General features: G+C 36.7%; 17 protein-coding genes. 4 read left to right on the top strand and 13 right to left on the bottom strand.

Features of this window, described 5'->3' with window-relative positions; translation table 11 throughout:
* Positions 1–11 precede the first annotated feature (11 nt).
* On the bottom strand, positions 12–491 hold the full coding sequence (locus HDC90_RS16795; RefSeq protein WP_184468411.1) for a thioredoxin family protein: 480 nt from the start codon (positions 489–491) through the stop codon (positions 12–14).
* 585 nt (positions 492–1,076) lie between these two features.
* Between HDC90_RS16795 and smpB the strand changes: the two genes are divergently transcribed.
* The gene (smpB, locus tag HDC90_RS16790) at positions 1,077–1,526 is read left to right on the top strand and encodes an SsrA-binding protein (protein WP_184468409.1); all 450 of its coding nucleotides are present in this window, start codon (positions 1,077–1,079) and stop codon (positions 1,524–1,526) included.
* Between the two features lie 64 nt (positions 1,527–1,590).
* Here smpB and HDC90_RS16785 read toward each other — a convergent pair whose 3' ends face one another.
* The 3 genes from HDC90_RS16785 to HDC90_RS16775 all read right to left on the bottom strand — a co-directional run bounded on the left by HDC90_RS16785 (position 1,591) and on the right by HDC90_RS16775 (position 5,205).
* The gene (locus HDC90_RS16785) at positions 1,591–2,247 is read right to left on the bottom strand and encodes a protein-L-isoaspartate(D-aspartate) O-methyltransferase (protein ID WP_184468407.1); all 657 of its coding nucleotides are present in this window, start codon (positions 2,245–2,247) and stop codon (positions 1,591–1,593) included.
* A gap of 91 nt (positions 2,248–2,338) precedes the next feature.
* A complete protein-coding gene (gene priA / locus HDC90_RS16780; protein ID WP_184468405.1) occupies positions 2,339–4,819 on the bottom strand; it encodes a primosomal protein N' in 2,481 nt (826 codons plus the stop codon).
* Positions 4,819–5,205 carry a DUF423 domain-containing protein gene (locus HDC90_RS16775; RefSeq protein ID WP_184468403.1) on the bottom strand — a complete coding sequence of 129 codons (387 nt, stop codon included), beginning with the start codon at positions 5,203–5,205 and terminating at the stop codon, positions 4,819–4,821. The genes priA and HDC90_RS16775 overlap by 1 nt, the downstream gene beginning before the upstream one ends.
* Positions 5,206–5,295: 90 nt before the next feature.
* Between HDC90_RS16775 and HDC90_RS16770 the strand changes: the two genes are divergently transcribed.
* Together HDC90_RS16770 and HDC90_RS16765 are read left to right on the top strand one after the other, a co-directional pair.
* Positions 5,296–6,864 (top strand): hypothetical protein, encoded by a 1,569-nt coding sequence (locus HDC90_RS16770; protein ID WP_184468401.1) that lies wholly within the window; start codon positions 5,296–5,298, stop codon positions 6,862–6,864.
* Between the two features lie 30 nt (positions 6,865–6,894).
* Complete coding sequence (locus tag HDC90_RS16765) at positions 6,895–8,304, top strand: DUF5723 family protein (protein WP_184468399.1); 1,410 nt, start codon at positions 6,895–6,897, stop codon at positions 8,302–8,304.
* A 5-nt stretch (positions 8,305–8,309) separates the two neighbouring features.
* Here HDC90_RS16765 and tsaB read toward each other — a convergent pair whose 3' ends face one another.
* The 8 genes from tsaB to HDC90_RS16725 all read right to left on the bottom strand — a co-directional run bounded on the left by tsaB (position 8,310) and on the right by HDC90_RS16725 (position 13,281).
* Positions 8,310–9,005, bottom strand: a complete 696-nt coding sequence (tsaB, locus tag HDC90_RS16760) for a tRNA (adenosine(37)-N6)-threonylcarbamoyltransferase complex dimerization subunit type 1 TsaB (protein ID WP_184468397.1) — start codon at positions 9,003–9,005, stop codon at positions 8,310–8,312.
* A 179-nt stretch (positions 9,006–9,184) separates the two neighbouring features.
* Entirely contained in the window at positions 9,185–9,415 is a 231-nt protein-coding gene (gene yidD, locus HDC90_RS16755; protein WP_184468395.1) for a membrane protein insertion efficiency factor YidD, read from the bottom strand.
* Positions 9,399–9,797 (bottom strand): ribonuclease P protein component, encoded by a 399-nt coding sequence (locus HDC90_RS16750; RefSeq protein WP_184468393.1) that lies wholly within the window; start codon positions 9,795–9,797, stop codon positions 9,399–9,401. Before HDC90_RS16750 ends, yidD begins: the two co-directional genes overlap by 17 nt.
* 67 nt (positions 9,798–9,864) lie before the next feature.
* Positions 9,865–10,023 carry a 50S ribosomal protein L34 gene (rpmH, locus tag HDC90_RS16745; protein WP_010601723.1) on the bottom strand — a complete coding sequence of 53 codons (159 nt, stop codon included), beginning with the start codon at positions 10,021–10,023 and terminating at the stop codon, positions 9,865–9,867.
* A gap of 358 nt (positions 10,024–10,381) precedes the next feature.
* Positions 10,382–11,116 (bottom strand): LytTR family DNA-binding domain-containing protein, encoded by a 735-nt coding sequence (locus HDC90_RS16740; RefSeq protein WP_184468391.1) that lies wholly within the window; start codon positions 11,114–11,116, stop codon positions 10,382–10,384.
* Entirely contained in the window at positions 11,094–12,155 is a 1,062-nt protein-coding gene (locus HDC90_RS16735; protein WP_221451879.1) for a sensor histidine kinase, read from the bottom strand. Before HDC90_RS16735 ends, HDC90_RS16740 begins: the two co-directional genes overlap by 23 nt.
* On the bottom strand, positions 12,145–12,492 hold the full coding sequence (locus tag HDC90_RS16730; RefSeq protein ID WP_184468389.1) for a DUF4288 domain-containing protein: 348 nt from the start codon (positions 12,490–12,492) through the stop codon (positions 12,145–12,147). The genes HDC90_RS16735 and HDC90_RS16730 overlap by 11 nt, the downstream gene beginning before the upstream one ends.
* Before the next feature lie 24 nt (positions 12,493–12,516).
* Positions 12,517–13,281: a LiaF domain-containing protein gene (locus HDC90_RS16725; RefSeq protein ID WP_184468387.1), complete on the bottom strand. Its 765-nt coding sequence runs from the start codon at positions 13,279–13,281 to the stop codon at positions 12,517–12,519.
* Positions 13,282–13,412: 131 nt separating this feature from the next.
* Here HDC90_RS16725 and HDC90_RS16720 point away from each other — a divergent pair, with 131 nt between their 5' ends.
* Positions 13,413–14,285, top strand: a complete 873-nt coding sequence (locus HDC90_RS16720; protein ID WP_184468385.1) for a ChaN family lipoprotein — start codon at positions 13,413–13,415, stop codon at positions 14,283–14,285.
* Positions 14,286–14,329: 44 nt separating this feature from the next.
* Here the strand turns inward: HDC90_RS16720 and mscL are convergent, their stop codons facing one another.
* Positions 14,330–14,779: a large conductance mechanosensitive channel protein MscL gene (gene mscL / locus HDC90_RS16715; RefSeq protein ID WP_184468383.1), complete on the bottom strand. Its 450-nt coding sequence runs from the start codon at positions 14,777–14,779 to the stop codon at positions 14,330–14,332.
* Positions 14,780–14,854: the final 75 nt, after the last annotated feature.

Below are 14,854 nucleotides of genomic sequence, written 5' to 3'. Positions count from 1 at the left end.
ATATTATTAGATTATTTATTCATTACCGTCATTAGTTTTTTTACACCACCATCTCCCGATTGGTACATCAGCAATTTACCGGTTGAAGAATATAAGTACATGGATGGATATTGCTTTGGCAAAAAGGTTGGAATAAATATGCGTTTTTTATCCTGTAATACCATTACATTAGGCTTGTCATTTAAACCTTTGGCATACGAATTGAAAAACTGTGGAATAATATAAGCTTCATCCATAGTAATCATATAAATATTAACATCCTTAAACTTGGCGTAATTGGTATTCAGGATTTTGCTTTCCCGCTGGCAGTGCTCACAGGTACAATCGAACAATACAAAGAGGTTCTTTTTTCCTTGTTTAATATCATTGTTTGAAAATGGTTTTCCATCCAATTTATAAAAGGTAAACTGCGGCAACAATGTAGGTTGCTGTGCTTCTACCTGAAAAGTAAGAGCTAATAATAAGATTAAAAATAGGTTTCTGAACTTCATTTTAGGTATTTTATGTCCAAACTTAATTGAATAAATACGAACTTAATAATATATCCTTAGCTTTTACAAACAGATGAACATTTTTATATGCGAGAGATTCAGGTTTTACAAGTGTTTTGCCGGTTTAACTTGACTTCTTTCCCGATTCAAACATATTTTCATTAGAAAACGAATGTCAGTTTTTCACGGGTACTGTTGTCCTGCCATACGCTTTACTCCGTTGCACTGCGTGTTCGCTCCTGCCAGGTTTAAGGAACAAGGGGCTTGTAAGCTGATGAAAGGTTTGTTTCCTTGCACCGGCCTATGTTAAATAAACCCGATTGCCGCGAAAACCAAAAGCTTTTTCTGCTTTTGTTGCAGCAAAAAGCGGGACTATGGCTGCCAAAAGAACTGTTCGCACATTTCCAAATTATAAAACACTAAAAAATATTGAACTCTGCATAAAAATAAACTGTGACTGCTACAAGTCTTAACTTAATATGATTAAAACTAAATTATCACATCAATTTTTAGGATATTTGCAACCCAGCATGTATATTTTATACCATTGCTGAATATTACAACAACATATACTTTATTACAATTTTGAAAAACGACATCAACATAAAGAATAAAAGAGCATATTTCGACTACAATCTTTTAGATAAATACGTAGCAGGGATTGCGCTTTTAGGAACTGAAATAAAAGCAATTAGACAAGGTAAAGCCAACATGACTGATGCATTTTGCATGTTTATTGGCGGTAACCTTTTCGTACGTAACCTTCATATTTCTGAATATAGCCACAGTTCTTTTTATCACCACGATATAAAACGCGACCGTGCATTACTATTACAGAAAAAAGAAATTAGAAAATTAAAACTTAAAGGCGAAGAAAAAGGCTATACCATTGTTCCTTTGCGTATTTTCATTAACGAAAGAGGTTTCGCTAAAATGGAAATTGCACTGGCCCAGGGTAAAAAAGAATTCGACAAACGCGATAGCATTAAGGATAGAGATAACAAGCGGGAGTTGGATAGAGCGATGAAACGGTAGTTTAGTCCACAGTCGTGAGTCTTTAGTCCTAAGTCGAATTGATTACGGGCTGAGGACTCAACTCCTACCATGCTTGGTCGCCAACTAAGGGCACAAACCTAAAGGTATCCAGCACAATTTTTTCGTAGTCTGTTTCGCTTACGCGGATAACAGTAACCATTTTCTGGGTTTTCTCATCTCCCACGGGAATAACCAGAATACCCCCTATTTTTAATTGCTTTAATAAGATCTCCGGAACCATGGGAGCGCCAGCGGTAACAATTATTTTGTCGTACGGTGCATGGGCAGCAATTCCTTTCGAGCCATCGCCACAATAAAAAGTAGGCCTATAGCCCATTCCAGGTAAAACCTGAATGGTTCTATTGTAGATATTTTCCTGTCTTTCGATGGTAAAAACATTTGCACCCAGTTCCATTAAAATACAGGTTTGATAGCCTGAGCCTGTTCCGATCTCGAGTACCTTATCTCCTTTTTTAATGTGCAACAGCTCACTTTGGTAAGCAACGGTGTAAGGCTGGGATATAGTTTGCCCATCACCTATTGGAAAAGCAATATCTTTGTAGGCTTGGTTCCAAAAAGTTTCATCAAAAAAGAAATGCCGTGGAACTTTACCTATGGCTGTTAACACATTTTTATCTTCAATTCCACGAGATTTTAACAACTCAACCAGTTTTTTTCTCGCTCCACGTTCCCGGTAATTATCAACAAATTTATACGCCATGAGCTTCAAAATTAGCTTTTTTTAACGGTGATACAAGATAAAGAAATCCACATTACCGTAAGTAACACTAAATCAAAACTTAAATTAGTAATTAATACGGATCTACATCTATTTGAGTAAAAACACCTTTAAATTCTTTGGTGGCATTAAATTGGGTCAGTGTTTCTCTTAATGCATCTTTAACTTTTTGAATGGCAGTATGTTTATCAGCCTTGATAATGATCTGTTTGATATAAAGATTCCGTACACGGCTTACCAGAGGTTGTTCGGGACCTAAAACGCGTTTACCAAATTTTCCTTTAAGGATATTGGCCAGCGTGAATGCCGCGTGATCTAGAACATGAGAATCTTTATGTTTTACATACAGGAATATCATTCTGGAAAAAGGGGGATAAAGAAATTTCTCCCGTTCTACAATTTCGTCGTTGTACATCCCCTCATAATCGTTGTTCACCACCTGCTTGATAATACGGTTTTCGGCATCGTAAGTCTGGATACAGACATTCCCCTGATCGGCCCTTCTACCTGCCCTACCTGCCACCTGTGCCAGCAGCTGGAAACTCCTTTCGTAAGCACGAAAATCGGGGTAACCTAAAAGTGTATCGGCATTAATTACCCCAATCAGGTTTAGGTTATCAAAATCAAGCCCTTTGGCCACCATCTGTGTACCGATTAAAATATCGGTTTTCTTCTCTTGAAAGTCGTTTAAGATCTGTTGCAGTCCATTTTTTGTTCTTGTACTGTCCATATCCAATCGAGCAATGGTAACTTCCGGATAAAGCAACCTGAGTTCTTCTTCAATGCGCTCCGTACCAAATCCTTTTTGCTCTACATGCACCGAACCACAGGCCGGACAGATATTTACACTGCTCTGCTGATAACCGCAGTAGTGACAATGTAATTTACCGCTGCTTTTATGATAGGTTAAACTTACATCGCAGTTTACACATTTAGGGGTATAACCACAGGTTGCACATATTAGAATGGTAGCATAACCCCTCCTGTTCTGAAACAATACGATCTGCTCTTTTTTAGAAAGTGCCAGATCGATATCTTTGATCAACACGCTCGAAAAATACGAACTCATTGTTTTTTTCTTCGTTTCTTCCGAAATACTTACCACCTGCTGATTAGGAAGCTGAACCCCGCCAAAACGCTCTTTCATCTCTACAAGACCGTATTTACCCTGTAAAGCATTATAATAACTCTCTAAAGATGGCGTAGCTGAACCTAAAACAACCTTTGCCTGGTGCAGATAACCAAGATAAATGGCAGCATCTCTCGCCTGGTAACGTGGTGCCGGATCATATTGCTTGTAAGACGGTTCATGTTCTTCATCAACCACAATTAATTTTAAATCCTGAAATGGAAGAAAAACAGCTGAGCGGGCACCAAGAATCACTTTATAAGTACCTGTGCGTACTTTATTCCAGATTTCTACGCGTTCGCTATTGTTAAATTTGGAGTGGTATACCCCTATTGCATTACCAAAATAACGTTTAATACGTTCTACAATCTGGGTTGTTAAAGCAATTTCTGGCAACAGGAACAATACCTGTCCATCTGTATCTTGTATAATTTTCTCAATCAGCTTGATATAAACCTGTGTTTTTCCTGATGCGGTAACACCATGCAACAAAACCACCTCTTTCTCCTCAAAATGCTGGTTAATCTGGTTTAATGCTTTCTGCTGACCTTCGTTCAGCTCGAAATTCACACTGAATGCTTCATCATGAACGGCCAAACGGCTAACAGGCCTTTTCATCACCACAAAAATATCTTTGTCGGTTAAAGCTTTGAGCGCTGCTGGTCCGCAATTACTTTCTTCCAAAAGCTGCTCTTTAGCAATCGGCAGATTTGATTTTTGTAATTTAAGGTAAGCCAGTAAAGCGTCTAATTGTTTAGGTGCCCGATCCAAAACATTAAAAAGCTGTTTCAGATTTTCTTCATCGCTATAAAAATCATTTAAAATAATGAACGACTTAAGCAAAGGTTTATATTTCTGCACGACCTCTTCTGCCACCAGCACCAGTTCTTTATCCAGCAAATGATTGATGATCGGATACACGGTTTTCTGCCCAAGAAGCTTAGAAACATCATTAACAGTAAGTTTCTGTTGCTGTTTAAGTGCATTAATAATGATTTCTTCCTTATCGGTAAGCGCAGTATCTTCATTGTAATCTTCACGAAGAATCAATATGGTTTCGCTGGCCAACTTTAAACTTGCAGGCAAGGCCGCCGCCATAACATCACCTTCATTGCACATGTAATAATTGGTCATCCATGCCCAGAATTTAAGCTGCATGGGGGTAATTACAGGCTCATTATCAACTACATCAATAATGTATTTTGCCTCATAAACTGTTGGTGGTACGGTGCTGATTCCGCTAATTAAAGCCGTATAAATTTTATGCTTTCCAAATTGCACCACCACCCGTTTTCCAATGGCAATCTGGTCATTTAAATCAAAAGGTACCCGATAAGTATAGTTTTTCGCCAAAGATAACGGCAAAATAACTTCCACAAAAAGTGTTTCTCTTTCTGCAAAAATATCGTTTTCGAAAGTATTCATTATTTATCTTTAAATGCCGCAAAAAAGAGCATTATCCATCCCAATACAAATAAAAGCCCGCCAATTGGCGTTATTGGGCCAATAAATTCAGTAAATCCTAAGTGCGATATACTTCGGGTTGCCAATAAATATAACGATCCTGAAAAAAGGACAATTCCAAATGTGAAGCAGAAATAAGCGATATTAATAAGCTTGTTCCGATAGCGGGCAAAGGTAGAAAGGTATAATAGCGCAAATGTATGATAGAACTGATAATCAACACCTTTTTGCCAAATTTCTAATGATGGTCCATCAATTAGCGCCTTTAGGCCATGTGCACCAAATGCACCCAGCAAAACAGCAACAGCACCAAAAAAAGAAGCAGTAAGGATTATTCGTTTATTCATAATTATTTGCAAGTAGCAATCGCTAAATTAATAAATTGATAAAGAACTTCTCACTAATCAATGTAATAAATTAAATTTGTTGCACAGCAGATGAAAAAAATCGTAATTCTAACAGGTGCATTATTTTTAGGCGTGGCCTTTATGGCTTACCTTTATTTTTCGAAATTGGGCACAGATAATGATGCGAAAGATCTGGCGCTGCAATCGGCAACTAATAATGCAGCTTTAGTATTTTCTTTCCAGAACGATAAAGGTTTTTACGATATCATTGAAGGGCAGCAACTTATCCAGCAGGTTTTAGGAAAAGATAAAATGAGCCTTTTAAAACAGCTGAAAGCAAGCATTATCGACGATAATCTGATCAACAGGTATTTAAAGGATCAGCAGGTTTATATTAGCGTATTACCTGACTCGAATAAAAGCCTCAACTTCCTAATCACCTTACAAATTCAGTCTGATAGCGACATCAAAAAATTCTACGAACAGTTAAAACTAAAAAAAGTAATCACCGAAAATTCGAAGGCGCTTTATACTGTGAAGATAAATGACAGTTTACCGGTTTATTTAGGCATCCATAACCAGGTATTAACGGTTTCAACGTCATTAAAACTCATTAATGATGCCAATGTTCGTTTAACTGAGAATCCTTTTACCGAGTACATTAAAGAGAACAACCACCAGATCAAAAATGTACTGGCCAATATTTACATCAATTTTAACCAGGCTCCATTACTGCTCAAAAATATTGTTGCAGGTAACCTTAATGGCGAAATTGCCTTATTTAACCAACAAAACAGTTTCGCTGTACTCAATTACAATTTCAGTAAAGAGAAAATTCTTTTCAGCGGAAGTACCGAATTAAAAGATCAGCACAATTACCTTAAATTGTTCGAAAACACTGCTGCACAAAATACATCAATACAAAATATCTTACCAGATAATACAGCAAACTATGCACTTTATGCTTATGATGATTACAGTAAATGGCTTAAAAAACTGAATAATTGGCAGGAACAAACGAAAATACTTTCAAAAACCAGTGCAGTGATAAAAAGAATAAAGAATGATTACAGAACAGATTTAGATTTGATATTTACCACTTATACCAAGAATCAGTTTATTCTTTTTCAGTTAAGCACCAGCGAAAAATTAGGGGCAATTTCATTATCAGATGGCGAAAAAACAAAACAGTTGCTGCTTGATGTAAGTGCAGATTATAGCGAAGACATTAAGCTTTTTAAATCGGCCGATATCTTGTACAGTTATTTTGGGGAGCCCTTTAAAAAATTTGCGCGGCCCTATTATGCCATTGTAGATAATAATTTAATTGTAGCCAATAATGCGAGCACAGTACAGTCATTTTTAAACGATTATAAAAACAACAGGCTTTTAATACAAACGCCGCAATATTTAGATGCAGTGAACCAGATTTCGACCACCTCGAACGTAAGTTATTACATCAACACCAAAAATTCTGCAGATATTTTCAGGCACAATGTCCAACTAAATTTCTATAAACATTTACGGGCAGACAGTGGTTTAAAAAGTTTCGATACTTTTTGTTACCAAATGAGTGCAGACAAAAACAAATTCATCACTAACTTGCTTTTAAACAAATATTTACAACCAGAAATACCAGATTCATTAAGTAACCGTTAATAAGGAAACTATCCCAACAAACTATTTTACATGAAGAAACTTTTACTTGCGTTACTGGCAATAGCTAGCTTCGGGGTTGCAAATGCACAACAATATGCGCTTTTTGGCACTAAAACCATGTTTGATGCATTCGAAAATCCATCTCAAAAATCTTTCACCCTAGATTCATCACGAAGATTTTCCTCCAATTTCTTCCTGCCTTATTTTGGAACAAATGCCATTAATCAGGGAAGCTCTAAGTTTGCCATAAGAAGATTAACACAGGAAGGTGTTTTCGATACAAGAAGTTTACCGATCGGCACCGGAGAATTGAATCATTTTTTCGAAAACAGTAATATCTATGTAGCAGCATTCAGGCTTTTCAAATCTTATAAGTACCAAAAAGAAATGGGGTTTTCGTGGCAGATCAGGTCTGATGCACATATCGATTACACCAACGAAACATTGGCTATTTTTGATTCGTTCGAAAGGTTTAATGCCAACCAGCAATATACGGGAATTTTCGATACCAAAGGTTACGAACAAAGTTACCATCAATTTAGCTTTACCTATCGCGAAAACTGGAATAAAAGGCTCGCATTTGGTTTAAAAGCAAGTATACTGAGCGGGATACTTTATAACAAACTAAATGTTTCTGACTCTTATTTATATATAGATCCCGAGTCTGATGCCCTGCTAATTGGCTTGAAAGGAACTTATTCCAGCAATTTCTCCAATTTTGATGAGGTAAATAAGAAAAACTTCATTCCAAACTTTAAAAACCCAGGACTTTCATTAAGCTTTGGGAGCAATTATACCACTAAAAAAGGCCTGTTCTTAATGGCCAATATAAAAGATCTAGGTTTTATCTGGTGGCGAAGCAATACGCAACGCACCATGGTAGATCAATCGAAAATTATTGAGAACATAGAAAATAACCAATCTAATACCAATCAGGAAATAAAAGACATTTTCCTCCTTTCGGAGCAGAGCAAAAAGTTTTTAGCTCCTACCAATGCTAAACTTGATGTTTACCTATCTAAACGATACGGCTTTTACAAACCGGGCCTGGCTGTTTCGAAAAACTTGTTTTATAAAGGCGGCGATATTGCTTTGGTAAACACTTTTATTGCCAACGATTTTTCGGGAAGTATTACCCCCTTATATAACTTAAATGGTGTTTTTATGGTTGGATTGCAAGGGAAATACCAGACTCCAAATTTCGAATTGTTTATGGGTACAGATAATTTAGTGGCTACCAGTTTTCAAACTTATGGAATGATTAAAAATGATGCTACTGTAGGCAGCGGGCCAAATGGTGCTTCTTTTTATATGGGTGTAGGCATTAAATTCGGTAACGTGGTTAATCATCCACAGTTTGCAGATGTAATACCAGGCATTAATGATAACGAAGGTGGGAGTTTCTTTAAAAGTTTGTTTTCCATCTTTAAAAGAAGATAACCGGTTTAACCCTGCGCTTGTTGCTTTTTAGATTGGGTAACTACAAAATCTTTCAGGTAAAAAGGTTCGAAATAGGCTACATCTTCAAATTTATTGTTGCTGAAAGCTTCGTTTGCTAATCGCGACATGTATGTTGCAGCATTGAAATTGGTCACATCGAATTTTGCATTTTGATGTATTAAAACTTCAGCACACTTAGCTGCCCCATCGCCTAAAAAAGCAACAGTTTGTTGTGAGAGATAATCTGTAAAACTTGTTTCATCAATAATTTTTGCTTCGGTTGGCATCACTACATTTAACGAGCAATCGAAAATTGTGGTATAAACTTCCATTCTGCGGGCATCGATCATCGGGCAGATTAAACCTGAATAACCAGGATTTTCTGTCAAATAACCAGCTGCCATCATTGCTAAGGTTTCAATCGCAATTAAAGGCTTATCTAATGCATAACAGAGGCCCTTAGCTGTAGAAACGCCAATTCTTAATCCGGTATAAGACCCTGGCCCTTTACTTACTGCAATAGCATCTAACTCTCGGTAACTCAGTTCTGCAATTTTAAGCACTTCATCTATAAACAAAGTTAAATTTGCTGCGTGCAGGTTCTGCCCTTTCTCTTCCTTAAATGAAAATGTTTTGCCGTTTATAGATAGTGCTACAGAACAAATTGCAGTAGCTGTTTCTATTTGAAGTATTTTAGCCATTGCGCAAAGATATAGTTTTTAGCCTGAAATTAATTCAGTTTAGCATTTGAGGTTTGGAGTCAAATTACCACACAGCATGTGTCAGCTCGTAGTGTCATCTGAGCGTAATCGATGGGCCTTTACTTGGATCTTAGCGTCAATTAACAAATAAACTAATGGCTAGTGACCCCATAAACATCTTACGGAACCGGATCATGCCCATGTTTGCCCCAGGGGTGACAACGGCCTATACGTTTCAGCGCCAGCCAGCCACCTTTAAATGGTCCGTGCTTTTTAATCGCCTCTATCCCATACTGCGAACAAGTTGGCGTAAACCTACAATTTGCACCCAGCATTGGCGAAATGGCGTATTGATACACCCTGATTAAACCTAAAAAAAACCATCCGAAAATTTTATTGATGAATTTCATTTGGTCGGATTAAATTTTGAAAGCGCTTAAAACTGGCAATCAGTTTTTTCTCGATAAAAGCAAATTCATACTTATCCTTTCCTACAAACTGGATGGAAAACAAAAGCAATCCCCTATCAGTAGGTAAAGGTATATATAATTTATCTTGTTTATTTAGGCGATAAGCTTCGCGTATGCGACGCTTAAGCAGATTGCGATCTACTGCCCGTTTATATCTTTTTTTAGGAACATTGATAACCACCTGTGCTTGTACATGAACTGGTGCATCAACAAAAAGATAAGAAATCCGAAAGGGATATAATAAAAAAGAAGAACCGTTCTTAAACAACAGGTCTAAATATTTCCTGCTGCATAACCGTTCTTCTTTCCTGAATGTGTACATATATTTTTGATTGATAACTGCAGATTTTGATCTGCCGATCCCGAATGAACGGAAAAGCAATCAAAAATTATGCTTTATGCTTGCGTTCGTCAGAAACTGTTAATCTTTTTCTTCCTTTAGCACGACGTGATGCTAATACTCGTCTGCCGTTAGCTGTTGCCATTCTTTCGCGGAAGCCGTGTTTGTTTCTTCTCTTTCTTTGCGAAGGTTGGTATGTTCTTTTCATGACTGTATATTATCTATTGTAAAATTAAGAGGTGCAAATATAAAGCGATTTCTCTACAAATGCAAGAGTGATTAATTATTATTTTTTCTATTCAAATGCAAATGTAATAATTCTTTTGAAAAAGAGGCCCTGTGGCCATTTATAAATATCTATTTATATGTTTTACTAAACACCTCTACCAATGATCCATAGCGATGGGACGAGATAAACTATTACCTGCGAACGTCATTCTGAATTTATTTTACAAGTAGGAATAGTATTTTCAATTGCCTTGTAGCTACTTCGTGGTCAGCATCTTTCTTGCAAAGGAGCCCCTGAAATAAGTTCAGGGTAACGCCAGTTATAAAATATTACTTTTTTACAAGCCCAAAGCGGCCTTCAATTTTACATAACCCGTTTTACTTACAGGCAACCAGATATCAGACTTTAACAACACCACATAGCTATCTTTCTCTTTTAGCTCTATTTTGGTTACCTGAGCCAGATTAATGATGTAAGACCTATGTATGCGGATAAACTGGCTCACATCGAGTGTTTGTTCGAAATAAGCCATGGTTTTGTTCTTATAGAAAGCACCATCAACGGTACTTAATTTTACATAATCATCATCGGCCTCTAAATAGTTGATATCAGCCACAGGAATAATCTTAATTACACCGTCTTTTTTAACCACTACCCTATTATTTTGGGCCGGACTTAAAGCTGCTGCATCCAAAACGGCTTCCGTATTTTCGGTTTGATTTAATTTGTTAGGCAGTTTTTTAATAGCCGCATCAAAGCGCGATTTATCGATGGGTTTAAGCAGATAATCTACTGCATTCACCTCAAAAGCTTTAATGGCATATTCATCAAAAGCTGTGGTAAAAATTACGGCAGGTTTATCTTCAACCAGTTCGAGCATTTCGAAACCGCTTATTTTAGGCATTTGGATATCCAGAAAAATTAAATCAGGCTTATGCAAGGTAATGGCTTTCAAACCTTCGAACCCATCACCACATTCTGCTACAATCTCTATTTCTGTATGATCTGAAAGGTAATATTTTACAATATCTCTCGCTAAAGGCTCATCATCAATTAGTATTGTTCTGATCATTTTTTTGTGGAATTTTTAGGGTGGTAATATATAAATTATTTGCCTCAATATCGGTTTGTAACAGATGTGTATTCGCAAATAACAAATATAACCTGCGTTTAATGGCGCTTAAACCAAATCCAGTTCCTCCAGCGGCCTTCATTTCTGGGTCGAAAGGGTTTTGTACCCGCAATTGTAAAATATTATATTCAACAGTAACATCTATCTTGATGGTAATGCCTGCTGAAGTATTATAAAGTCCGAATTTAATGGCATTTTCTACAATGGGCTGCAATAACGTACCTGGCAAACAAAGATTTAAGGTATCTTCGGCAACATTAACCTCAATGTTTAACCTATGGCTAAACCTCACCTTTTCAATATCGAGGTACAATTGGATGTACTCCATTTCTTCCTCAACCGAAACCCATAATTCATCATCGCGTTTTAGGGTGCCACGGAGAAAAGAAGCTAATTTTGTAATCATTACTCCCGCCTCTTTGGGGTTAACCATGGTAAGCGCAAAAACCGAATTTAAACTATTAAAAAGAAAATGCGGTTGTAATTGGTGCCTTAACTTATTTAACTCAGCCTCTTTCGCTAAACTTTTCGCTGCCGATAATCTTTCGTGTGTTTCTGATTGTTCTTCTAACCTGTACCATAAAATATTAGCTAATGCACACCATGCCAAGCACATAAAAGAAATTAAACCTCTAAAAGCGAAAGAAAAATTGTAAAAATCTTTGTACTCTTTATAATCAGAAAAAATATAGAGCACCACATATTTTGAAGCAAAAATAATCACAAATGTAAGCGCAAGGCTAATGATCAGCATATATAGTATCCGCTCATTTTTTGGCTGGTAATATCCAAGCATATTACTGATCCCAATGCAGGCCAATGCCAGCAAAAAGTTATTGGTTAAGCTATCGGTTATCGATACCCACCAAGAAAAATTAACTACATAATGCAGTCCAGCAGCACACAATATAGTCCATACTATTGCAATGGTAAGCGATATTTTCTGTATCTGCGGAACGGATAAAGGTCTAGTTGTCAAAATAGTTTTGATTAGTTAATGATTTATTGCGGTGCGCTAGCTTTTCCAGGTATTGTGTAACCGATTTGGGTTCAACAATCCTGGAACTTACCTCTACACCATCTGCAAGTTCTTCTATTGCCGATATTCCGCCTACACCTATAAACTTCCATACTACTTTATCGCCGTTACAATTATTAAAAGAAGGGTTAAAATGTATGGCATTCAATTTAGCTTTGTCTAAAGCCTGCGCAATCCCGTCTGCTTGGATTAAACGCGTTTGTTCATTAAACTGGGGCGTATGTTTTCCTTCACCACAAATTACCTGATAGATACAATTTACTGCAAACCATTTCATAGGCGATGTTTTATAATAAATGTTTTAGAAACTTTTAATTTCGATCCCTCCAAATAATGCTGTCCCATCTAAAATCAATGTTTTTTTCATCTCTGCCACCGGCATTACATGCGATCTTTTATCTTCAACACTACCAAATAATGCCGTTACGTTCGATTTTATTGCCCAGTTTTGGGGTACAATCAGTTTAATTCCTCCAAAAACTGCTGTTACATCAAGCGATACTGTTTCAGGAAAATCGGCCTGGGTCATTACAATATCTGCTCCGCCGAATACAGCTGTAATATCGCCCCCCTGAAAGTTTTTAGAGTAAACAGTTTGGTTACTTCCTCCAAAAACGGCCATTACTTCAATAACATCATTATTATTTACGGTCTTTTTATCGGTAGCTTCGTCAAAATCAAAATCAACTTTGTTCTTATTCTTACATCTTTTTCCAAAAGCGGGAGTATCCTTTGGTCTGAAGATTAAAAAGCCGCCTACTATAACCAAGCCAACACCTAAAGCGTATTTAGATAAGTCAAGATCTAACCCAGGTATATTTTCTAAGGTATTATAGGCGCCAATCAAAATTAAGATCAGCCAGGCTATTCCTTTAAAGTTACGACGAAGACCGATAAATACCCCCAGTACAATCAAAAAATTAGACCAACTGAATATCCATCTCGGAATATTTAACCCCATATTGTTCAATAGAAATGCAAATCCGATGATGGCTATGATGAAACCGCTCCACACCCTTCCTGAGTTTTTAAGCTGGTTGTTATCGTTATTATTAAAATTTTCCATTTGTGTTCATATTTAATACCCAAAAGTATTGATAAGCACCCGATCGTAATAGATGTGACTTGCTAAAGCTTGGCAAAAGGCGGTAAGCACCCTTATTTTATCGGTGAAAATAATTTTGTTATTTTGATAACATGAAATTTTCCCTATTAATGTTTGTTCTTACTATTTCTACTGGCTTGTTTGCACAGGAAATAAGTAGCCATTACAAAATTTATGATGTTAAAAAACAGAAATCCATATCGATAGACGACATTGTTAGCGATATGGACCAGGCAGATGTTTTATTCTTTGGCGAAGACCACAACGATTCTATAGGGCACTACCTGGAAGCAGAACTTTTTAAAAAACTCCATTCAAAATATCCATTAAAAACTGCGCTATCTTTAGAAATGTTCCATACCGATGTACAACCTGAAGTAGATGAATACTTAGCTGGATTAATATCAGAAAAGAACTTTATTAAAGAAGGCAGAGCCTGGGGAAACTATAAAGACTACAAAGCTTTAATAGAATATGCCAAACAAAACAAGTTAAAAGTTATTGCTGCAAATGCGGCTACGCGTTACAGCAATGCCGTTACCATGGGAGGGCTTAAAGTTTTAAAAAATTTCCCGAAAGCATCATTGAATTTTTTGCCCCCCTTACCTATTGATACAGCCCAGGGTAGATATTATGAAAAATTCACAGAAACTTTAGGCGGTCACAGTATGGGATCGATGAAGATTTACCAGACCCAAAATTTATGGGATGCAACCATGGCATGGTCTATAAATAAGTTTATTAAGGCAAATAGAGGCTTTAAGGTTTTTCAGCTTAATGGACGTTTCCACAGCGATGAAAAGCTGGGAACTTTAGCGAAACTGGCTCATGCGAATCCAAAATTAAAAATCCTCAACATTTCTTCATTTTCGGATGAAAGCTTTACGAATCCCAATTGGGAAAAATTTAAAAATCTTGGCGATTACATCATAATAACAGATCCTACATTAACAAGAAGTTATTAAAATGAAAATCCGTCCTGATGTAAAATCAGGACGGATATGGGTTGTTATGCCTTTGTTTTTAACAAATCTCTGATTTCTGTTAGAAGCGTTTCTTCCGCTGTTGGCACTACTGGTGCAGCAACTGCTACTTCTTCTTCTTTCTTTTTCATTCTATTAATTGCTTTAACCATTATAAAAACAATCAAAGCCAACAATAGGAAATTAATGGCTACTGTAATAAAATTACCATAAGCAAATATAGCTGCATCAGGTGCCGCTTTTTTAGCATCAGCCAGTGAAGCGCCCTTCGGAATCAGTTCGGCGCCTTTACCCATTGCAAAATAAATGCTGCTAAAATCTGGTTTACCAACCATTGCAGCTACAATAGGCATCACTAAATCGTCGATTACGCTGGTAACAATTTTACCAAAAGCGCCACCTATAATTACTCCGACTGCCAAATCGAAAGCATTTCCTTTAATGGCAAATTCTTTAAATTCTTTTACAAAGCCCATGTTTTATTTAAGTTTTAGTTTATTTATTCACTAAAGTAGCAAACATTAAACTTAATACAAATGTTTATGAAATAA

The sequence above is a fragment of the Pedobacter sp. AK013 genome, assembly GCF_014205835.1.
In the GTDB taxonomy this organism is placed as follows: Bacteria; Bacteroidota; Bacteroidia; order Sphingobacteriales; family Sphingobacteriaceae; genus Pedobacter.
The sequence above is the reverse complement of the archived record's forward strand: the minus strand, read 5'-3'. Positions and strand labels throughout refer to the sequence as shown.